Origin of the sequence: Novosphingobium humi (assembly GCF_028607105.1) — a bacterium.
GTDB lineage: Bacteria > Pseudomonadota > Alphaproteobacteria > Sphingomonadales > Sphingomonadaceae > Novosphingobium > Novosphingobium humi.
This window is the reverse complement of the sequence record NZ_CP117417.1, coordinates 2,310,846-2,330,714: the sequence shown is the minus strand read 5'-3', so window position 1 is coordinate 2,330,714 and position 19,869 is coordinate 2,310,846. Positions and strand designations below refer to the sequence as shown.

General features: G+C 63.5%; 19 protein-coding genes. 8 read left to right on the top strand and 11 right to left on the bottom strand.

Annotated elements, in window-relative coordinates; translation table 11 throughout:
• Window position 1 precedes the first annotated feature (1 nt).
• The 6 genes from PQ457_RS10940 to ligK form a co-directional block, all read right to left on the bottom strand.
• Window positions 2-1,198, bottom strand: a complete 1,197-nt coding sequence (locus PQ457_RS10940; protein WP_273616901.1) for an HlyD/EmrA/EmrK family protein — start codon at window positions 1,196-1,198, stop codon at window positions 2-4.
• A gap of 5 nt (window positions 1,199-1,203) precedes the next feature.
• Window positions 1,204-2,640, bottom strand: coding sequence for an efflux transporter outer membrane subunit (locus PQ457_RS10935; RefSeq protein WP_273616900.1), 1,437 nt, complete (start codon window positions 2,638-2,640; stop codon window positions 1,204-1,206).
• Window positions 2,641-2,860: 220 nt separating this feature from the next.
• Complete coding sequence (locus tag PQ457_RS10930; protein ID WP_273616899.1) at window positions 2,861-3,790, bottom strand: LysR family transcriptional regulator; 930 nt, start codon at window positions 3,788-3,790, stop codon at window positions 2,861-2,863.
• Between the two features lie 67 nt (window positions 3,791-3,857).
• Window positions 3,858-4,736 carry an amidohydrolase family protein gene (locus PQ457_RS10925; RefSeq protein ID WP_273616898.1) on the bottom strand — a complete coding sequence of 293 codons (879 nt, stop codon included), beginning with the start codon at window positions 4,734-4,736 and terminating at the stop codon, window positions 3,858-3,860.
• Between the two features lie 26 nt (window positions 4,737-4,762).
• Window positions 4,763-5,824: a 4-oxalomesaconate tautomerase gene (locus PQ457_RS10920; protein WP_273616897.1), complete on the bottom strand. Its 1,062-nt coding sequence runs from the start codon at window positions 5,822-5,824 to the stop codon at window positions 4,763-4,765.
• A gap of 281 nt (window positions 5,825-6,105) precedes the next feature.
• Complete coding sequence (gene ligK, locus PQ457_RS10915; protein WP_273616896.1) at window positions 6,106-6,780, bottom strand: 4-carboxy-4-hydroxy-2-oxoadipate aldolase/oxaloacetate decarboxylase; 675 nt, start codon at window positions 6,778-6,780, stop codon at window positions 6,106-6,108.
• 114 nt (window positions 6,781-6,894) lie between these two features.
• On the opposite strand from ligK, the gene PQ457_RS10910 reads away from it, so the two are divergent.
• From PQ457_RS10910 to PQ457_RS10880, 7 genes are all read left to right on the top strand, one after another.
• Window positions 6,895-8,058 (top strand): LysR family transcriptional regulator, encoded by a 1,164-nt coding sequence (locus tag PQ457_RS10910; protein ID WP_273616895.1) that lies wholly within the window; start codon window positions 6,895-6,897, stop codon window positions 8,056-8,058.
• Window positions 8,059-8,168: 110 nt separating this feature from the next.
• Window positions 8,169-9,008: an NAD(P)-dependent oxidoreductase gene (locus tag PQ457_RS10905; RefSeq protein ID WP_273616894.1), complete on the top strand. Its 840-nt coding sequence runs from the start codon at window positions 8,169-8,171 to the stop codon at window positions 9,006-9,008.
• Window positions 9,009-9,014: 6 nt separating this feature from the next.
• Entirely contained in the window at window positions 9,015-10,040 is a 1,026-nt protein-coding gene (locus PQ457_RS10900) for an amidohydrolase family protein (RefSeq protein WP_273616893.1), read from the top strand.
• 57 nt (window positions 10,041-10,097) lie between these two features.
• The gene (ligA, locus tag PQ457_RS10895) at window positions 10,098-10,538 is read left to right on the top strand and encodes a protocatechuate 4,5-dioxygenase subunit alpha (protein ID WP_273616892.1); all 441 of its coding nucleotides are present in this window, start codon (window positions 10,098-10,100) and stop codon (window positions 10,536-10,538) included.
• Window positions 10,539-10,549: 11 nt separating this feature from the next.
• A complete protein-coding gene (locus PQ457_RS10890) occupies window positions 10,550-11,392 on the top strand; it encodes a class III extradiol dioxygenase subunit beta (protein ID WP_273616891.1) in 843 nt (280 codons plus the stop codon).
• Between the two features lie 59 nt (window positions 11,393-11,451).
• Complete coding sequence (locus PQ457_RS10885) at window positions 11,452-12,402, top strand: Gfo/Idh/MocA family oxidoreductase (RefSeq protein ID WP_273616890.1); 951 nt, start codon at window positions 11,452-11,454, stop codon at window positions 12,400-12,402.
• A gap of 263 nt (window positions 12,403-12,665) precedes the next feature.
• Complete coding sequence (locus PQ457_RS10880) at window positions 12,666-13,658, top strand: aldo/keto reductase (RefSeq protein WP_273616889.1); 993 nt, start codon at window positions 12,666-12,668, stop codon at window positions 13,656-13,658.
• 34 nt (window positions 13,659-13,692) lie between these two features.
• Here the strand turns inward: PQ457_RS10880 and PQ457_RS10875 are convergent, their stop codons facing one another.
• The 5 genes from PQ457_RS10875 to PQ457_RS10855 form a co-directional block, all read right to left on the bottom strand.
• Window positions 13,693-14,121: a Fur family transcriptional regulator gene (locus PQ457_RS10875; protein WP_168603708.1), complete on the bottom strand. Its 429-nt coding sequence runs from the start codon at window positions 14,119-14,121 to the stop codon at window positions 13,693-13,695.
• Between the two features lie 111 nt (window positions 14,122-14,232).
• Window positions 14,233-14,676 carry a Ros/MucR family transcriptional regulator gene (locus tag PQ457_RS10870; protein WP_168603707.1) on the bottom strand — a complete coding sequence of 148 codons (444 nt, stop codon included), beginning with the start codon at window positions 14,674-14,676 and terminating at the stop codon, window positions 14,233-14,235.
• A gap of 172 nt (window positions 14,677-14,848) precedes the next feature.
• Complete coding sequence (locus tag PQ457_RS10865; RefSeq protein WP_273616888.1) at window positions 14,849-15,286, bottom strand: GNAT family N-acetyltransferase; 438 nt, start codon at window positions 15,284-15,286, stop codon at window positions 14,849-14,851.
• A gap of 60 nt (window positions 15,287-15,346) precedes the next feature.
• A complete protein-coding gene (gene tsaB, locus PQ457_RS10860; protein WP_273619305.1) occupies window positions 15,347-16,027 on the bottom strand; it encodes a tRNA (adenosine(37)-N6)-threonylcarbamoyltransferase complex dimerization subunit type 1 TsaB in 681 nt (226 codons plus the stop codon).
• Window positions 16,028-16,035: 8 nt separating this feature from the next.
• A complete protein-coding gene (locus PQ457_RS10855; RefSeq protein ID WP_273616887.1) occupies window positions 16,036-16,611 on the bottom strand; it encodes a NifU family protein in 576 nt (191 codons plus the stop codon).
• 137 nt (window positions 16,612-16,748) lie between these two features.
• Here PQ457_RS10855 and PQ457_RS10850 point away from each other — a divergent pair, with 137 nt between their 5' ends.
• Window positions 16,749-19,634 carry a M16 family metallopeptidase gene (locus tag PQ457_RS10850; RefSeq protein ID WP_273616886.1) on the top strand — a complete coding sequence of 962 codons (2,886 nt, stop codon included), beginning with the start codon at window positions 16,749-16,751 and terminating at the stop codon, window positions 19,632-19,634.
• Window positions 19,635-19,869: the final 235 nt, after the last annotated feature.

The following is a 19,869-nucleotide window of genomic DNA, read 5'->3' as shown; positions in this document are numbered from 1 at the left end:
TTCAGCGGCCGGCGTTGGCCGCGATGATCCGGCGGATGCGCGCCTCGATATCGGGGCTGACGGTATCGACGGGTTCACTGGCCTGCACGGCGGCGGGGATCGCGGTCACAGGCTGACCGGTGCCCCGCGACGTATCGACCTTCACCGTCACCGACAGGCCAAGGCGCAACGGATGGGCGTCCAGCTCCTTGGGGTCGAGGGCGATGCGCACGGGCACGCGCTGGACCACCTTGATCCAGTTGCCGCTGGCATTTTGCGCGGGCAGCAGCGCGAAGGCCGCGCCCGAACCGGCCGACAGGCCGATGACCTTGCCGTGGAACACCACCTTCTTGCCATAGGCGTCGGAATGCAGCGTTGCGCTTTGCCCGATGCGCAGATCGGTCAGTTGCGTCTCGCGGAAATTGGCGTCCACCCAGACCTTGCGCAGCGGCACCACCGCCATCAGCGGCGTACCGGGGGCGACCTGCTGGCCCATCTGCGCGGCGCGCTGGGCCACCACGCCGTCGACCGGCGAGACCAGATGCATATGCGAGCGCACGATGGCTGCGCGCTTGACCGCCGCGATCGCGGCCAGAACCGCCGGATTGCCTGCCACATCGGTGCCGCCCACGGTGCTTTCCGCATCCGCCCGGTGGCTGCGTGCCAGATCCAGATTGGCCTGCGCCAAGCGCACGGCCTCGCCGGCATGGGCGACCTCTTCGGCGGAAATGGCGCCTGAGGCGACAGCCTTTTCACGGCGGGTCAGATCGCTCCTGGCGGCGGCAAGGCGAACCTCGGCCTGCGCGATTTCGGCATCGGCCGTGCCCACCTTGGTAAAGCCCGAGCGGACTGTGCGGGCCGCGCGGGCCAGTTCCGCCTCGGCTGCGGCCAGTTGCGCATCGGCCAGTGCCGGATCCAGATCGACCAGCGGCTGGCCCGCCTTGACCGCCTGTGTGCTTTCGGCATGAACGGCAATCACCGTGCCGGGGTCGCGCGCGGTGATCTGGGTGATGTTGCCCGCGACATAGGCGTCATCGGTTTCCTCGCTCGCCGCGCTCATCATCACATAGGCGCCGTAACCGGCAACGCCGACCAGCGCCGTCACGCCCAGCATCAAAAGACCTTTGCGGCGGGCGGCGTTCTTGGCCGAAGGAGGGCTGTAGCTGTCGGCCATGGCGGCGGTCTTGTCCTTGTCGAAAGAATGGTTTTGCTGGTTCATGGCGATTACTTTCTGGCCAGGGCGGGGGTGGCCGCGCCCGCCTGCTGATCGGGGATCGGCGCAAAACCGCCGCCCAGCGCGATCAGCAATTGGATACGTTTGACGGCCCCATCGGCGGCGAGATCGACCTGCGCCTGACGCGCGGAGAGCAGGCGTTCGCCTGCGCTGAGCACATCCAGATTGGTCGAGAGACCCGATTGCAGCCGCACCTTGTCAAGCGAAACGGTCTTTTCCAGACCGCTGAGGATCTCGGCCTGTTGGCGCGCATCCGCCCGGTTGGTGTCCACGCCCGAAAGCGCATCGGCGGCCTCGCGCACCGCGCCTACCACCGCCTTGTTATACTGGGCAATGGCAATATCGGCGCCTGCCACGGCCTGACGATACTGCGCGCGGATCGCGCCGCCCGAAAAGATCGGCAGATGGATGGCGGGGCCAAACCCGCCCGTCAGCGCGCTGCCCGTAAACAGCGAGCCGATGCCCAGCGCCTGCGCGCCCACAAAAGCACGCAGATTGACGTTGGGATAGAAATCGGTCTTGGCGATCTTTTCGCCCGCCATGGCCAATTTGACCTGTTCGCGCGCGGCCAGCAGATCGGCCCGGCGCGCCAGCAGGTCGGCGGGCAGGATTTCGGGAACGGGCAGTGCCTTGTCCAGCGCCAGCACAGGTGTGCTCAATCCATCGCCGTAATCCGGCCCGCGCCCCACCAGCGCGGCCAACGCATGAACCGCCAGCGCCCTTGCGCCCAGCGCGCGGGTCAGCGCCTGTTCGGCCTCCGATTGCAGGGTGCGCGCGCTGGCAATGTCGAATTCATTGCCAAGGCCAGCATCGCGCCGCCCCGTCACGATCCGCAGCGAGGCCGAGCGCGAGGCGACAAATTCGCGCGCGATCCTGGCCTGTTCCTCGGCGCGGGCGAAATTGACATAGGCCTGCGCAACATTGCCCGCCAGCGTCACACGGGCGGCGGCCAATTGCAGTTCGTTGGCGTGGGTATAAACCTTGGCGGCCAGCACCAGTTCCTTTTGCCGCCCGGCCAGATCCAGCGACCAGTCCAGATTGGCCTGCGCGTTGGAAATCCACGTCCACGATCCGCCCAGCGGCGCGGGATAGATATAGCGGTTCGACAGGCGCTGATCCATGGCCGACGCGTCGGCCGAGACCTGGGGAAGGAGGCCCGAACGCGCCGTGGCGATCAGGCCATGGGCCATACGCAGCCTTGCGGCGGCCTCGTCCAGCGAAGGGTTGCCCGCCAGCGCGTCGGCCATGATCCGGTTCAACTGAGGATCGCCCAGTGCCTGCCACCAGTCGGCCGCCACCGGGACGGGCGCGCCATTGTTCAGCCCCAGATCGGCGGCCTCACGGGGTTTCAGCTGCGGCTTGTCATGGGGCAGGGCGACACAACCGGCCAGCATCGACCCGGCCAGCAGGGAGACAGTCAAAGCCATGGCCATCTTTGCCGATGCCCGCGGCCTTGTAAGGGATTGAGTCATGGGTAGCTTTCGTTCCTCTTCCTGACGGATTTCCGGGGGCCGACAGGAAGTTTTGCAAGGGCGGGCCATAGGCAACCCGTCCTGATACTGACAATTGTGTTATAGTGTAGCGCAGCGTCAAGGATTATCCGCCACGGCGGCATAATAGTGTTTCCCAATTGACTATAATGGCCGTTCAATCTTTGTATCCATTGGCCCACTTGGGCAGGGTCAGATGCGGGCGCAGAAAATCGAGCAGCGCGCGCACCCGCGCGGGGCGCGCACGGCCCGGCGGCGTGATCAGATAGAGCGGGCCGGGCGGCGTGCTCCATTCCGGCAGCAATTCGATCAACCGTCCCGCGCGGATATGGTCCCACACGAAATATTCCGCCATCAGCCCGATCCCCACCCCGGCCACCAGCGCGGGCACCAGCGCATCGGCATGGTTGGCACGATAGCGGCCATTGACGCGCACGGTCACAGGGTCCTCCTCGCCGCGGGCGAATTGCCATTCGTGGCTGTTGGCGATGTGGCTGGGCAGAACGGCGGGATAGCGGGCCAGATCCTGCGGCGATCGCGGCATGCCCAAACGTTCAAGCAATTCAGGCGCCCCCACCAGCGGGCGGCGCAGCGAGGACAGGCGAACTGCGCGCAGGCTGGCGGAATCGCCGTCGAGACCCACCTGAATGGCCGCATCGAACCCTTCGGCCACCAGATCGACCCGGTTTTCGGTCAGCACCAGATCAACCTCGATTTCCGGATTGGCTTTCAGGAATTCAGGCAGGACCGGCGCAATCACCTCAACACCCAAGGCGCTGATCGTGGCGATGCGCACAAGGCCGCGCGGGGTGGCCGCTTCGTCGAGAATATCGGCCTCGATCGCCGCGCCGTCGATCAGAATGCGCGCCGCGCGTTCCAGCGCGAGCCGCCCCGTTTCGGTCAGCGACAATTTGCGGGTGGTGCGGTGGAAAAGGCTGGCGCGCATCCTGTGTTCCAGCCTCGTGACGGCCTTGGACACGGTGGTCTTGGCCAGGCCAAGCTGCTCGCCCGCGCGGCTGAAACTGCCGCATTCGGCCACTTTGGCAAAGATGGCCCATGCTTCAAGATCGGGGAGCGAATGCGGCATGGCGGTCTTTTGCCCCATGCGCGCAGCAAGGGGAAGGGGGCTTTAGCGCCGCCTTCCCCTTGAGGCATCAGAGTTCTTCGGGCCAGTAAAGGCGCATCGGATTGGTCACGAGCAGCTTTTGCTGAAGCTCGGCGGTGGGCGCGATGCGCGGGATCATGTCGACGATATGGCCGTCGTCAGGAATCGCCTTTTCCATGTTGGGATGCGGCCAATCCGTGCCCCAGATGCAGCGGTCCGAATAATCGGCCACCAGCGGCGCCACGGCATCGGCGAAATTGTTCCACGGATCACCGGCGGCCAGATCGAGGCGATCCGGGCAGGTGGGCTTGAACCAGATGTCATCCCGGCTGTCGAGCAGGCTGCGGAAGGCCTTCATGTCCGGCCCATCGGGGCCTTGGGTCACATCGGGGCGGCCCATGTGATCGACCACCACCAGGCGCGGCAGGGCGGCGATGAAAGGACGCATTTCTTCGAGGATATCGGCCTCGAAATAGATGACGATGTGCCAATCCTTGGGTAGGCGGTGGGCAACTTCAAGGAACTTGTCCTTGGGCGCGTCATCGACAAGGCGCTTGAGGAAGTTGAAGCGAATGCCGCGCATCCCGCCTTGATGCAGGGCGGCAATTTCCTCATCGCTGATCGCCGGATCGACCACGGCCACGCCGCGCGCCTTTCCGCCCGAGACGGCAATGCCGTTGAGCGTGGCGGCATTGTTGGTGCCATGGCACGAGGCCTGAACGATCACATTGCGCGAAAAGCCGAGATGGTCGCGCAGGGCGAACAGCTTGTCCGGCCCGGCGTCTTCGGGCAGATATTTCGCCTTGGGGCTGAAGGGGAATTGCGCCATCGGGCCAAACACATGGCAATGCGCGTCAATCGCGCCCGGCGGCGGGGTATAGGTGGGCCGGGACGGATTGCCGTGCCACGAAATGATACGTTCGCTCATCCGAAAATCCTTTGAAACTTGGGTGTTTAACCGAAGACGGTGCCATCAAAAAGTTTACGCGCGGTGCGCAGCAAAGCGGCGGTCTTCACATCGCCCGCCTCGTCGGTTTCCAGCACGCAGGTCATCTCGCCTGTGGGATGCTCGACCGACAGGGTCTTGCGGGCGCCTTCAGGGATCTGCGCCACCTCGGCGGCGGGCGAACCCGGCAGCAGGCAGGCCGTGGCCACCGACACGGCGCCCAGCACGCCGATCGTGGCATGGGCGCGATGAGGAATGAAGCTGCGCACCGTGACCGCGCCGCCATGCTTGGGCGGGGCCACCAGCATCATCTTGGGGACGGATTTTTCCTTCACGTCGCCAAGGTTCATTCGTTCGCCCACGGCCAGACGGATCGCTTCGATCCTGGCCTTGAGTTCGGTGTTGGCGTCCAGCCAGTCGCGGTCCTCATAGCCGGTGATGCCAACGTCTTCGGCCTTGAACACCACACAGGGCATGCCGTTGTCGATCAGCGTGACGCGCACGCCATTGATCAAATCGACCGTATTGCCGGTGGGCAGCAGCGCGCCGCAAGACGAACCGGCGGTATCGCGGAACTCAAGCGGGACGGGGGCGTGGCTGCCGGGAACACCGTCGATTTTGGCATCACCTTGATAGCTGACCACGCCGCCCGGCGTCTGGACCGTGGCGACGGCCACTTGCCCGGTGTTTTCCATGAAGATGGCCACGCGGGTTTCGTCGCCGGTGGGGGCAACAAGGCCGCGCTCAAGCGCAAAAGGTCCCACGCCCGCCAGAATATTGCCGCAATTCTGCGCGTCCGTCACAATCGCCTGATCGACGAAAACCTGAAGGAACAGGTAATCGACGTCAATGCCGGGGCGCTCGGATTTGCTGACCACGGCCACCTTGCTGGTCAGGGGATCAGCCCCGCCCATGCCGTCGATCTGCACCGGATCGGGCGATCCCATCACGCCCAGCAGAAACGCATCGCGCGTGGCCGTGTCCGCAGGCAGGTCGGATTTCAGGAAATAGCCGCCCTTGCTGGTGCCGCCGCGCATCCACATACAGGGAGAGGAGAGGTTGGTGGGCATGGGGTTGGTTTCCTTTTTATAAGGTTATAGATGCGAGGGTCTAGACCCTCGCGCTCCCACTACTGTCTTTGTTGCGTCTAGGGCTCGACATTGCGCGTCGGACGCGGCCATTGGATTGAAAGCCTGCGGCGCGGATGGCACTGGCCTCACCGCGCCGCAGGCTTTAATAATGACTTTGCCTTAAAACACCGCCTCGGCCATCGAGGCGCGCGCCCATTAACGGGATTGCCAAGGGACGAGTCCCTTGGCCCGCCGGAGGCATTTAAAACCCCCGCAAACCCTCAAACGTACTTCAAGCCTTCCTTCTCCAACCGCTCACGCATGTTGTAGATGTCGAGCCCCAGCACCCCGGCGGCCAGCTTTTCGCGCTTGGCGGCTTCGTTGGCCTCGCGGGCCTGTGCGGCTTTCAGCACTTCGGCGGCTTCCTCGCGGCGCACGACGCTGACGCCATCGTCATCGGCCACGATCACGTCGCCCGCGTTGACCAGTTGGTTGGCGCAGATGATGGGGACGTTGACGCTGCCCAGCGTGTTCTTGACGGTGCCCTGGGCGTAAACGGCCTTGGACCACACGGGGAAGTTCATGTCGGTCAGGTCGCGCACGTCGCGCACGCCCGCGTCGATGACGAGGCCCCGGCAGCCGCGCGCCTGCGCGCTGGTGGCCAGCAGGTCGCCGAAATAGCCGTCTTCGCAAGGGCTGGTCGGGGCGAGGACGAGGATGTCGCCTTCCTTGAGCTGTTCGATGGCGACATGAACCATCCAGTTGTCGCCGGGTGCGGCGCTGATCGTCACGGCGCTGCCGGCGATGCGCGCGCGCGGATAGATCGGGCGCATGTAGCTGGCCAGCAGGCCCTTGCGGCCTTGCGCTTCGTGGACGGTGGCAACGCCGCAGGCGGCGAGGCCGTCGATGACATCAAGGGGTGCGCGCTCGATGTTCTGGACGACGATGGAAGACATGAAGATCCTCTCTGGATGGTCGATAGGTTGGCTGGCATGCGACATGCGCCGGGGCGTCGTCACGCTCCAATGCGAAGTTGTCCAAGGCCATAAGTTTCTGCTAAACGCGCAGGCATGATCGAAAATGGAATCGGGGATCGCCCGCTCAATATCCGCCATTTTGCCGCGCTGGCCGCCACGGTGCGCCATGGCAGTCTGACGCGTGCCGCCCGCGCGGTAAACCTGACCCAGCCCGCCTTGACCCAGGCCATCGCTGGTCTTGAGGCGAGCCTTGGCGTGACCCTGTTTGAACGCAGCGCGCAAGGTATGACGGCCACCGAACCGGCGCTGCTGATGGCCCCGCGCGCTGAGGCCGCGATTGACCATATCGGCAGCCCGCGTGTCACCGGAACCCAGCTTCGCGCGCTGCTCGCGCTGGCCCGCGCGGGCAGCTATGCCGGGGCGGCCGAGGCGACTGGCCTGTCCTCGGCCAGCCTGCACCGCGCGGTGGCCGATCTGCAAGTGGCGCTGGGCCAAAGGCTGGTGGACCGGCGCGGGCAGCATGTCGCGCTGACCCCCACCGGGCAGCGGCGCGCGCGCGGCTTTGGTCTTGCCATGGCCGAATTGCGCGCAGGTCTGGCCGAGGTCGCCACATGGCAGGGCAAGGCGGCGGGGCGCATCATCGTGGGTGCCATGCCTTTGTCGCGCGCGCGCTGGCTGCCTGAGGCGATCAGCCGTTTCGCTCGCGCATATCCCGGCGTGGGCGTGATGGTGGTCGAGGGCAGTCATGGCGAATTGTCCGGCCCCCTGCGCGACGGCGAAATCGACCTCATGCTGGGCGCCTTGCGCGAAGGGGCCGAGGCCGAGGGACTGGCGGGAGAGGCGGTGTTTGCCGACATGCCGGTGCTGGTGATGCGCAAGGGCCATCCGCTGGAAAAGGTTGCCGAGCCGGGGGCGGAACTGGCTGATTATCCGTGGATTTTGCCGGGTTCCGAAACACCGCTGCGCCGCCATTGGCAGGTGATGCTGCGGGCCTTGGGGGCCGAGCCGCCGCGTGTGGCCATCGAATGCGGGTCGGTGATGACGATCCGGCAATTGCTGCTCGACAGCGACAGCCTGACCTTGCTCAGCCGGTCGCAGGTTTCGGTTGAACTGGACGCGGGTGTGTTGACAGCGCGTGACCTTGCCTCAGGCTTTTCACGCAGCATCGGGATCACCACGCGGGCGGGCTGGCGGCCGACCGCAACACAGGAGGCCTTTGTGGCGATGCTGCGCGAATGCGGAGCCGGCCAAAGCTGAACGATGGGCAAAGCGATTGGGCTTTGCAAAAACTTATGGTGACGGATGCCTTTCGATTGGTGCGCGCGCGAGGCTTGGCGGCATGGCTGTTGCAATAAGGAGATTCCTACGTGTCACATACTATATCCCTGATCGGCTATGGCGAGGCAGGCTCCACCTTTGCCCGCGCGGGCGGCTGGGGTGAGGCGGCCGATGGAGCGGGGGGCAATGCCCGCGCCGGTGTGTGGGATGTGCGGCCCGAAAGGCTGGCGCTGGCCGCGCAGGACGGGCTGATGGTGGCGCGCGATGCCCAGGAGGCTCTGGCCGGGCGGGCGATGGTGCTCTCGCTGGTGACGGCCGACAGCGCCTTGCCCGCCGCGCAGGATTACGCAGCATTCCTGCCGAAGGGGGCGATCTGGGCCGACTGCAATTCTGTGGCGCCCGGCACCAAGCGCGAGGCTGCCGCCGCAATCGAAGCGGCGGGCGGTTGCTATGTCGATGTCGCGGTTCTGGCCCCGGTCGATCCAGCGCGGTTGAATGTGCCGCTGCTGCTGGCCGGGCGCGAGGCGGGGCGCGCCGAGGCCATGCTGCGCGAGGCCGGTTTCAACAATATCCGCATCGTGGGCGATGAAGTGGGCCGGGCATCGGCGATCAAGATGATCCGCAGTGTCATGGTCAAGGGCATCGAGGCGCTGACCGCCGAAATGATGCTGGCCGCGCAGGAAGCGGGGGTGGTCGATGAGGTGCTCTCCAGTCTGGACGCCAGCGAGAAGGCTTGGCCCTGGGCCAAGCGCGCGGCCTATAACATCGAGCGGATGGTGACGCATGGCGTGCGCCGCGCCGCCGAGATGGAGGAATCGGCCAAGACCCTGACCGGCCTTGGCATCGAGCCGATGATGACCAACGGCACCGTTTTGCGCCAGCGCGAGATGGCGGGCCGTAAAGAGAGATTGATCGAGGGAAAGGAGTAAACCCCCGTGAGCCTGATTATTGACTGTCATGGCCACTACACCGTTTTGCCCAAGGGGCATGATGCGTGGCGTGAGGAACAGAAGGCCGCCTTCAAGGCAGGCGTGGCGGCACCCGCCTATCCGAAGATCAGCGACGATGAAATCCGTGAGACGATCGAGGCCAATCAGCTTCGCCTCATCAAGGAGCGCGGCGCGGACCTGACCATCTTTTCGCCCCGCGCCAGCGCAATGGCCCCCCATGTCGGCGACCAGAGCGTGGCCGTGCCCTGGGCGCAGGCCTGCAACGATCTGATCGGACGCGTGGTGGGCCTGTTCCCCGGCGTGTTCGAGCCGGTCTGCATGCTGCCGCAATCGCCCGAGGCGGATCTGACCAACTCGATCAAGGAGCTGGAGCGCTGCGTCAACGAGATGGGCTTCATCGGCTGCAACCTGAACCCCGATCCGGGCGGCGGCCATTTCAAGCATCCGCCGCTGACCGACGAATACTGGTTCCCCTTCTATGAGAAGATGGTGGAACTCGATGTTCCGGCGATGATCCACGTTTCGGGTTCGTGCAACCCGGCAATGCACGCGACGGGCGGCTATTACATTGCGGCCGATACGATTGCCTTCATGCAATTGCTCGAAGGCGATCTGTTCAGCCGCTTCCCCACGCTGCGCTTCATCATTCCGCATGGCGGCGGCGCGGTGCCCTATCACTGGGGCCGTTATCGCGGTCTTGCCGACATGCTGAAAAAGCCGTCGCTCGACACCCATCTGATGAACAACATCTTTTTCGACACCTGCGTCTATCACCAGCCCGGCATCAACCTGCTGGCCGATGTGATCGACAACAAGAACATCCTGTTCGGGTCGGAAATGGTGGGCGCGGTGCGCGGGATTGATCCCACCACCGGTTTCTATTTCGACGACACCAAGCGGTATGTCGATGCGCTGGATATTTCGGATGCCGAACGTCACGCGATCTTCGAGGGCAATGCCCGCCGTGTGTTCCCGCGTCTGGACGCCAAGCTGAAGGCGCGCGGCCTTTAATCAACGACCCGCCCTGTCCGGCAGCAACCGGGCGGGGGCGGGTTTGGGAGAATGACGATGGCTGAGAACCCCACACAGAACATTCACGAATATCTGGCCGAATTCGAGGATATTCCCGGCACCCGCGTTTATACGGCGGCGCGCGCGCGTCGTGGCTATTGGATCAACCAGTTTGCCATGAGCATGATGAAACCGGAAAACCGCGAGCGTTTCAAAAAGGACGAGCGCGCCTATCTGGACGAATGGGATATTTCCGAAGAGGGCAAGCAGGCGCTGCTGCGCCGCGATTACAACGCTTTGCTCGATCTGGGCGGGAACGTCTATTTCCTCTCCAAGCTGTTTTCGGCCGATGGTCTGCCCTTTGCCGAGGCGGTCAGCACGATGACCGACATGACCTGGCCCGAATATCGCCAGATGATGCTGGATGGCGGCCGTTCGCCCGAAGGCAACCGCTCGATCCGTGAAAATCAGGCGGCTGCTGCCGCGTCCAAGAAATAAGGGGCAAGAAAATGGCCAAGATTACCGCCGGTGTCGGCTCCAGCCATGTGCCCCTGTTGGGCGTGGCCGTGGATCAGGGCAAGGATCGCGACGATTACTTCGGCCCGATCTTTTCGGGCTATGACTGGACCCGCGAATGGGAAAAGCAGCAGAAGCCTGATGTGATCGTGCTGGTTTACAACGATCATGCCAGCTATTTCGACATGAACATCGTGCCCACTTTCGCCATCGGCTGCGCCGAGCGCTACGGCATCTGCGACGAGGGCTGGGGCCCGCGCCCGGTGCCCGATGTCGAAGGTCATCCCGATCTGGCCTGGCACATTGCCCAGTCGCTGATCCTTGATGATTTCGACATGACGATCATCAACAAGATGGATGTTGATCACGGCCTGACCGTTCCCCTCAGCATGATGTTTGACAAGCCCGCCAAGTGGCCGGTCAAGGTCATCCCGCTGGCGGTCAACGTGGTCACCTACCCGGTTCCCTCGGGCAACCGCTGCTGGGCGCTGGGCGAGGCGATCAAGAAGGCGGTGGAAAGCTTCCCTGAAGACCTCAACGTCCAGATCTGGGGCACGGGCGGGATGAGCCACCAGCTTCAGGGGCCGCGGGCGGGCTTGCTGAACCGCGAATGGGACAACAAGTTCCTCGACATGCTGGAAAGCGACAATGACGATGTGCGCCATATCCCGCATATCGAATATCTGCGCGAAACGGGCAGCGAAGGCATCGAAATGGTGATGTGGCTGATCATGCGCGGCGCGCTGGGCAAGAAGGTCAAGACGCTGCACCGCCATTACCATATCCCGTGCAGCAACACGGCCATCGGCCATATCGTGCTGGAACCTGCCGACTGATTTCTGATGCCGGGGCGCTTTATGGTGCCCCGGCCATTCCTTTGATGGAGTATCCTCTCATGCGTATTGCCCTTGCCGGCGCCGGCGCCTTTGGCGAAAAGCACCTCGATGGCCTCAAGAACATCGACGGCGTTGAAATCACCTCGATCATCAGCCGCACCGGCGAACAGGCCGCAGCCGTCGCCGCGAAATATGGCGCCAAGCATTCCTCGACCGAACTGGACGATGCGCTGGCCCGCGACGATGTGGACGCGGTGATCCTTTGCACCCCCACCCAGATGCACGCCGCCCAGGCCATTGCCGCGATGAAGGCCGGCAAGCATGTGCAGGTCGAAATCCCGCTGGCCGACAGCTGGGCCGACGCGCAGGAAGTGCTGAAGGTTTCGCAGGAAACGGGCAAGACCTGCATGGTGGGTCACACGCGCCGGTTTAACCCCAGCCACCAGTATGTGCACAACAAGATCACGGCGGGCGAATTCAACATCCAGCAGATGGATGTGCAGACCTACTTCTTCCGCCGCAGCAACATGAACGCCAAGGGCGAGCCGCGTTCCTGGACCGACCACCTGCTCTGGCACCATGCCGCGCATACGGTGGACCTGTTCGCCTATCAGGCGGGCAAGATCGTGGCGGCCAATGCCATCGAGGGGCCGTATCACCCCACGCTGGGCATCGCGATGGATATGTCGATCCAGTTGAAGGCAGAAAGCGGCGCGATCTGCACGCTCTCGCTGTCGTTCAACAATGACGGTCCGCTGGGCACCTTTTTCCGCTATATCGGCGACACTGCCACCTATATCGCGCGTTATGACGATCTGGTCGATGGTCGCGAAAATGCGATCGACGTGTCGAAGGTGGCCGTGTCGATGAACGGCATCGAATTGCAGGACCGCGAATTCATCGCCGCCATCCGCGAAGGGCGCGAGCCCAACTCGTCGGTGGGCAAGGTACTCGATTGCTATCGGGTGCTGGGCGAATTGGAAGTGCAGTTGAACGCGATGAAGAAGTAAGTGGAATGATGCGAGGGACTCGTCCCTCGCGCTCCCTTTATTGTATTCGTTGCGCTATCAGTCGGGCCTTGCGTGTCGGACGCAACGTTGAAATGATAAAGCCTGCGGTGCCATCGAGTATAAGCTCGCAGCGCCGCAGGCTTTATCATGTTCATGGCAAATTCGATGACGCCCCCTCGACAAACCCGGTAATGGGATTGCAAAGGGACGAGTCCCTTTGCCCGCCGGAGGCATAAAACTCGCCATTGAACAAGGACCCCCCAATGCCCATCACCCGCAAACTTGGTGGCAAGGATGTGAACCCCATCGGCCTTGGCTGCATGAATGTCAGCTGGGCCTATGCTCAACCGCCCGAGCCGCGAGAGGCAAAGATTTTGCTGAATATGGCGCTCGATATGGGTTACGAGCATTTCGATACCGCACGCCTTTACGGCGGCGGCAAGAATGAGGAACTAATCGGCGAGACGTTGAAGGGGCAACGGAACCGCGTTTACCTCGCCAGCAAGATGGGCCTGATTGCCGATGGTCAGCGCCGCTATGTTGATTGCAAGCCCGAGACGATCAAGGCTGAGGTGGAAAAGAGCCTGAAGGCGCTGCAGACCGATTACATTGACCTCTATTACATGCATCGCCGCGATTTCACCGTTCCCATCGAGGAAAGCGCAGGCGCGATGGGCGATCTGATCGCAGCGGGCAAGATCGGCGGCTATGGCCTGTCGGAAATGAGCGCGGACACGCTGCGCAAGGCCCATGCGGCATGTCCCGTCACCGCCGTCCAGACCGAATATTCGCTCTGGACCCGCAATCCTGAACTGGGCGTGCTGCAGACCTGCGGCGAACTGGGCGTGGCGCTGGTGGCCTTCAGCCCGTTGGCGCGCGGGGTGCTGGCCAATGGCGTGCGCGAACCGGGCGCGTTGGAGGAGAAGGATCTGCGCCGCACCCATCCGCGTTTTAACGATGAAAACTGGCCCAAGAATCTCGCGCTGGTCGATGCGTTCAACGCCATTGCCGCGCGCGAAGGGGTCTTGCCCGCGCAATTGTCGCTGGCCTGGGTGCTTTCGCGCGGTGATCATGTGCATGTGATCCCCGGCACGACCAATCGCCAGCATTTGAGCGACAACATTGCCCGCGTCGATTGGCGGCCCGCGGACGCCACGCTGGCCGAGCTGGACGGGCTGATCAACCAGCGCACCGTTTCCGGTCCGCGCTATCCCGCCGCGATGCAGGCGACGATGGATACCGAGGAATTTGTCTGAATAAAGAAAGGGCGGGGATCAGACCCCGCCCTTTTCATTTCTTGGTTTCGCGTTCCAGCTTGACCCCGAACAGTTCCAGTCGGTGGTCCACCAGTCGATAGCCGAGCCTCTCGGCAATCTGGCGCTGCAAAGCCTCCAGTTCGGGATCGACAAATTCGATCACATGCCCGGTTTCCACATCGATCAAATGGTCATGATGCGCCTCGGGCGCGGCCTCATACCGGGCGCGGCCATCGCCAAAGTCGTGGCGGTCCAGAATGCCCGCTTCTTCAAACAGGCGCACCGTGCGATAGACCGTCGCAATCGAAATGCCCGGATCGACCGCTGTTGCGCGCGCGTGCAGCTGGTCCACATCGGGGTGATCGTCGCTCTCCGACAGCACTTTGGCGATCACACGGCGTTGCTCGGTGATGCGCAGGCCGCGCTGCTGGCAAAGGGTTTCGATGTCGATTTGCTGATGCACTGGGGGTCCGTGTCTTAGAAAAGGTTTGCCCTGCCGACTATGGAGCCGGCAGGGCAAAACTTCAACCTGCTATGCGGTGATAAACGGTGACAAAGCCGCCGTATTGTGGCCTCAGGCCGCAGCCTTGGGCTTGCGGCCGCGCTTGACGCTGGGCTTGCGGCCAAGGCCGATCGACTTGGCCAGTTCACGGCGCTTTTCGGCATAGTTGGGGGCAACCATCGGATAGTCGGCGGGCAGGTTCCAGCGCGCGCGATACTGTTCCGGGGTCAGGTTATAGTGAGTCGCCAGGTGGCGCTTGAGCATCTTGAGCTTCTTGCCGTCCTCAAGGCACACAATGTGATCAGGCTTGACCGAGGCGCGGATCGAAACAGCCGGTTCGGGCGGGGTTTCTACCGGAGCCGAAGGTTGGCCAAGACCCGACAGGGCATTGAAAACATTGGTGATGAGGGCGGTAACTTCCTCAACGCTGACGCTGTTGTTGCTGACATGCGCGGCAACAATGTCCGACGTCAGCGTGATGAGGGTTTCCTTGGAATCGACTTCGATCGTGCTCATGGGATGTAGCCTTCTCTTTTGCTTATGACCCGATTGTCTGTTTTTGTTTGTTTTGTTTATGCAGCTCCATCCCAGCTGCACCATGCTCTATTGCGACGATTTCAAGATTTATTCAAGATGGAGAATTAGAAAAATTGAACATACATTGGAATGACGCCTTTTTTCGGCTCAATCAGTTGTTCTGTTCATCTGCGGGAAAGGAAAATGTGACCGCATCAATCCTCTCGCCATCGGCGCAGCGGTAATACTTGGGTCTGAGTCCGACGGGCACGAAACCTGTTGCGCGATAAAGAGTTTCGGCTGGATTGCCGCGCCGCATTTCAAGCATCACCTTGCGGACGCCCGATCTTTTCATGTCGTCTAATGTTCTGACTAATAATCTTGCGCCCAGTCCGCGCCGCCGCCACTGGGGCGAGACGGCAAAAAGCAGCAGTTCGGCTTCGTCGAAAATCTGCCGCACCAACGCGAATCCGGCCGCGTCCTCGCCTTCTTCCGGCGCGGCGCCATGAGGCGCGATCAGCCAGTAATGCGTATTGCCGACCGCCAGCGCGCTTTCGATCTGCATCCGGTTCCACGCCTCGCCCCAATACGGGTCAAAGGCGGCGTCCATGACCTCCATGATGCGATCAACATCGTCTTTGGGCATCATGGCTTTAGCAAATCCTGCGAATCAGGCGGCGGAGACGGAGGGCGTATCAGGCAGGCGCCCGCCCGGCAGCCGGGCATCGGGCGCGCGGCCATAAAGTGGGCTGAGATCCTGAGAGAAGTGGGCCGGGTTCAACCCCGCCACCGCGCGCGCATCGGGCCACAGTGCCAGCGCCAGTCCGTCCGCGCCACCCGCCGCCCGGCGTGCGGCCAGCAGCGCCTCTGCCTGACTGCCTGCGATCAGCGCCTCGCCATGGGCTATCGCGGCTTCGGGCCGCTGTGAAAGCAGATCGCCCAAGGCGCGCCCTTGGGCATCAAAGCTTTGCGTGAACCATTCGCCATGGCCGCCGGTGGTGGCCACGCGCACCGGGCCGTGCTCGCGCTCCAGCGCCATGGATGCGATCAGCGCCAGCGTGGGATAGCCATAGACCGGCGCGCGCCACGCCAGCCCCAGCGCCCGCGCGGCAGCAAGGCCGATGCGCAATCCGGTAAAGCTGCCCGGCCCGCGACCCACGGCAATCGCATCGGCCCGCCCGCGTTCGGGCAGGGCCGCGATCATCGGCACCAGCGCCTCAGCATGGCCGCGACCCAATTGCCGGTATTCGCCCGCCACAAGGCCGCCATCCCGAAACAGCGCCACAGAGCAGGCCTCGGTCGTGCATTCAATGGCCAGCCAGCGCCCGCCGCGCGGATCAGGCCCCGACATTGCCGGGCTCACGCCGCGCGAACCTCGGTCACCTCGGGCACGTAATATTTGATCAGGCTTTCGATCCCATTCTTCAGCGTGGCCGAAGACGAGGGGCAGCCCGAGCAGGCGCCCTGCATCTGAAGAAAGACCACGCCGTCGCGGAATCCGCGATAGGCCACATCGCCGCCGTCATTGGCGACGGCCGGGCGGATGCGGGTTTCGATCAGATCCTTGATCTGGTCGATGATGTCGGCATCCTCTTCGCGGTCGCCGGGGAAATCCTCTTCAGCCGGGACGCTGATGCCCGCGGCGGTTCCGGCGGCAAACAGGGGGGCCTCGGAAATGAAGTGATCGAGCAGCATGGCCACGACCTGTGGTTTCAGATCGCTCCACCCCGCGCCATGCCCGGCGGTGACCGAGATGAAGTCGCGGCCGAAGAACACGCCCGTCACGTCGCCGAGGCTGAACAAGGCAGCGGCCAGCGGCGAGGCTTCGGCCTGTTCCTCGTCGATAAATTCGCGGGTTCCGGCCACCATGACCTGCCGACCGGGCAGGAACTTGAGCGTGGCGGGATTGGGCGTGGTTTCCGTCTCGATAAACATGGGCGCTGATTTAGGAGCGTTGGCCGGTATCGACAAGGGTGGAAAAGCCATTTGTCAGGCAAATGTTGCAGTTTTGGCGGCGTAAAGCGGGCGCTGTTCACTGGCCTTTAAGGATGGGCCTCCCTATAGCTTGGATTATGAGCCATTTATCCCGCGCCCCCCGCCTGCTTTCGCTAGTCATCTCGCTGGCGCTGATCGGTGCCCAGACATCCTCGGCCCGCACCGTTTCGGCCCTGCCGCCTCTGCCTTCGCAGGACGCGCCGTGGCTGTATAAAGGCAGCGACGTGCCCCATGACCGGGAATGGTATTTCGGGGTGCTGGACAATGGGGTGCGCTGGGCCGTGCGCAATAATCAGGTGCCGCCGGGGCAGGTGTCCATCCGCGTGCGCGTTGATGTCGGCGCCATGAATGAAAAGCCGCAAGAGGCCGGGTTTGCCCATTTGATCGAACATCTGGTGTTCCGCCAGAGCCGCTATCTGCCCCAGGGCGCGGCGATCCCCACATGGCAGCGTCTGGGCGCGACATTCGGCAGCGACACCAATGCCGAAACCACGCCCACGGCCACCACCTACAAGATCGACCTGCCCGATGCCTCGCCCGCCACGTTGGATGAGAGCATGAAGCTGATTTCGGGCATGGTTTTTGCGCCCAACCTTTCGGACAGCGACATTCGCATCGAGGCCCCCATTGTGCTGGCCGAAAAGCGCGAGAGGGGCGGGACGGCCGAGCGTCTGATGATCGCCATGCGCAAGCTGATGGCCGAGGGCCAGCCTTTGGCCTCGCATGTCACGGTGGGCGATGTCGAAACGATCAACGGAGCGCGCCAGACCACTTTGCGCGCCTTTCACCAGCGCTGGTATCGCCCGGAACGCGTGACGGTGGTGGTGGCAGGCGATGCCGATCCGCGCCTGACCGCCGCATTGGTTTCCAAATGGTTTGGCGAATGGAAGGCGACCGGCCCGGCCACCCCCGATCCCGATTTCGGCGCGCCCACCACGCCCGCAGGGGCCGATCCGGCCAATCCGGTCGGCACCGCGCAGGTGATGATCGAGCCGACCGTGCCGCGTTCGCTGATCTATGCCGTGCTGCGCCCATGGCATGAAAAGCAGGATACGGTGGTTTATAATCAGGGGCTGATGCTGGACCAATTGGCCTTGGCGATCCTCAACCGCCGGTTGGAGGCACGGGCGCGGTCAGGGGGCGATTTCCTCTCCGCGCGGGTCGATCAGGAGAATGAGTCGCGCTCGGTCGATGGCACGTTCGTCACCGTTTCGCCGCTGGACGGCAACTGGCGCGGGGCGCTGACCGAGGTGCGCGGGATCATCGCCGACATGCTCGACCGCCCGCCCAGCGTTGAGGAAATTGCGCGCGAAGCCGCCGAGATGAATGTCGTGTTCGAGTCGCAGGTCCAGCAGCGCGCCCTGCTGCCCGGCGGCAAGCTGGCCGATGATCTGGTGCAGGCGGTCGATATTCACGAGACGGTCGCCTCTCCGGCCGTGGTGCAGGACATTTTCAAGCAGTCCATGCCGCTCTTTACCCCGCAGGCGGTGCAGCAGCACGCGCGCAGCCTGTTTGCCGGCAAGGTGATCCGCTCGCTCTATGTCACACCGGAAAAGGGCGAGGCCAGTCCGCAGGATCTGCGCGAGGCGCTGCTGACCAAGGCGGTGCCGGACGAGCGCGCCCGCGCCGCGCAAAAGCCTATCAGCTTTGCCCAGTTGCCCGCCATCGGCACGCCTTCGGCCCCGCCCGTGGTTCGCCCGACCGGGATGCTGGATGTGCAGGAACTGACCTTTGCCAATGGGGTCAAGGCGCAGTTCTGGCCCACCAAGGATGATCCGGGCCGGGTGATCGTCAAGGTCCGTTTTGGCGCCGGTTGGCAGGCTTTCAAGCCCAGCGACAATGCCTATGCCACGCTGGGCCAACTCGCGCTGGTCAGTTCGGGCGAGGGGCCGCTGGGGCAGGAGGAGCTGGACCGCATTTCGGCGGGGCGCAAGCTGGGCTTTGACTTCCGCATCGATGACGGCTCGTTCCAGTTTTCCGGCGAAACGCGGGCAGAGGATCTGGAGGATCAGCTCTATCTGTTTGCCGCCAAATTCGCGATGCCGCGCTGGGATTCGGAACCTTTGCTGCGCGCCCGGGCTGCGGGCAAGATCCAGTTTTCCTCCTATGCCGCCAGCCCCCAAGGGGTGATGGAGCGCGATCTGCGCTATCTCCAGCGGGGCAATGACGGGCGCTTTGCGGTGCCCACGCCGCAGCAATTGGACAAGGTGACGCCAGAGGGTTTCCGTCAGGTCTGGGCGCCGATTTTGGCGCAGGGGCCGATCGAGGTCCAGGTGTTTGGCGATTTCGACAGCGCCAAGGGCATGGAAGCGCTGCAAAAGACCTTTGGCGCGCTGGCGCCGCGCGGGCCTTTGCAGCCGGCCACGACCAAGGGCTATGGTTTTGCCCAGCCCAGCGCGCAGCCGGTGGTCATCACCCATGAGGGCGATGCCAATCAGGCCGCCGCCGTGGTGACATGGCCGACCGGCGGCGGGGTGGAGGGGCTGAGCGAGAGCCGCCATCTCGAAGTGCTCAGCCAGGTCTTTGCCAACCGCCTGCTGGCCGCTTTGCGTGAAAAGAGCGGGGCCTCCTATGCGCCGCAGGTGTCGGCCGACTGGCCCATCGATCTGCCCAGCGGGGGCACGGTTTCGGCCAGCGCGCAGGTGACGCCGCAGATGGTGCCGCTGTTTTTTGAAACGGTGGATCGGATTGCGGCCGATCTGGCCACGCGCAAGATCCCGGCCAGCGAACTGGCGCTGGTGACCGAGCCCTTGCGTCAGCAGGTGGCGCGGGCCTCGTCCAGCACAGCCTTCTTCATGAGCCAGATCGAAGGCGCGACGCAGGACCCACGCCGCTATGCGCAGGTGCGCGGGTTGATGGCCGATTATGTCAATGTGAAGCCTGAGGAGTTGCAGGCGCTGGCGGCGCGCTGGCTGGTCAAGGACCGCGCTTTCCGTCTGGCCATCGTGCCTGAGCGTAAATAGGGCGAAATTCCGCCTGCGATGGAGGCATTCATGCTCTCCATCGCGGGAATTTCCGTTCAATCTGATCGAAAAGAGCGGCTATCCATGCGCCGCATAGCCCTGTATGGGCAGCAACCTTGTCTAATGCACGGCAGAATCACATCTATGGGATTCACGGCAATGGGCAGGTTTTATCTCGTGGTATGTACTAGGTGGTACATCTTTCGTCAAGGCCGTAACGTGATGCGGCGTGTGG

Coding starts and splice junctions, on each gene's coding strand:
- PQ457_RS10940 (WP_273616901.1), bottom strand. CDS start 1,198: ATGAACCAGCAAAACCATTCTTTCGACAAGGACAAGACCGCCGCCATG.
- PQ457_RS10935 (WP_273616900.1), bottom strand. CDS start 2,640: ATGGCTTTGACTGTCTCCCTGCTGGCCGGGTCGATGCTGGCCGGTTGT.
- PQ457_RS10930 (WP_273616899.1), bottom strand. CDS start 3,790: ATGCCGCATTCGCTCCCCGATCTTGAAGCATGGGCCATCTTTGCCAAA.
- PQ457_RS10925 (WP_273616898.1), bottom strand. CDS start 4,736: ATGAGCGAACGTATCATTTCGTGGCACGGCAATCCGTCCCGGCCCACC.
- PQ457_RS10920 (WP_273616897.1), bottom strand. CDS start 5,824: ATGCCCACCAACCTCTCCTCTCCCTGTATGTGGATGCGCGGCGGCACC.
- ligK (WP_273616896.1), bottom strand. CDS start 6,780: ATGTCTTCCATCGTCGTCCAGAACATCGAGCGCGCACCCCTTGATGTC.
- PQ457_RS10910 (WP_273616895.1), top strand. CDS start 6,895: ATGATCGAAAATGGAATCGGGGATCGCCCGCTCAATATCCGCCATTTT.
- ligA (WP_273616892.1), top strand. CDS start 10,098: ATGGCTGAGAACCCCACACAGAACATTCACGAATATCTGGCCGAATTC.
- PQ457_RS10890 (WP_273616891.1), top strand. CDS start 10,550: ATGGCCAAGATTACCGCCGGTGTCGGCTCCAGCCATGTGCCCCTGTTG.
- PQ457_RS10885 (WP_273616890.1), top strand. CDS start 11,452: ATGCGTATTGCCCTTGCCGGCGCCGGCGCCTTTGGCGAAAAGCACCTC.
- PQ457_RS10880 (WP_273616889.1), top strand. CDS start 12,666: ATGCCCATCACCCGCAAACTTGGTGGCAAGGATGTGAACCCCATCGGC.
- PQ457_RS10870 (WP_168603707.1), bottom strand. CDS start 14,676: ATGAGCACGATCGAAGTCGATTCCAAGGAAACCCTCATCACGCTGACG.
- PQ457_RS10865 (WP_273616888.1), bottom strand. CDS start 15,286: ATGGACGCCGCCTTTGACCCGTATTGGGGCGAGGCGTGGAACCGGATG.
- tsaB (WP_273619305.1), bottom strand. CDS start 16,027: ATGTCGGGGCCTGATCCGCGCGGCGGGCGCTGGCTGGCCATTGAATGC.
- PQ457_RS10855 (WP_273616887.1), bottom strand. CDS start 16,611: ATGTTTATCGAGACGGAAACCACGCCCAATCCCGCCACGCTCAAGTTC.
- PQ457_RS10850 (WP_273616886.1), top strand. CDS start 16,749: ATGAGCCATTTATCCCGCGCCCCCCGCCTGCTTTCGCTAGTCATCTCG.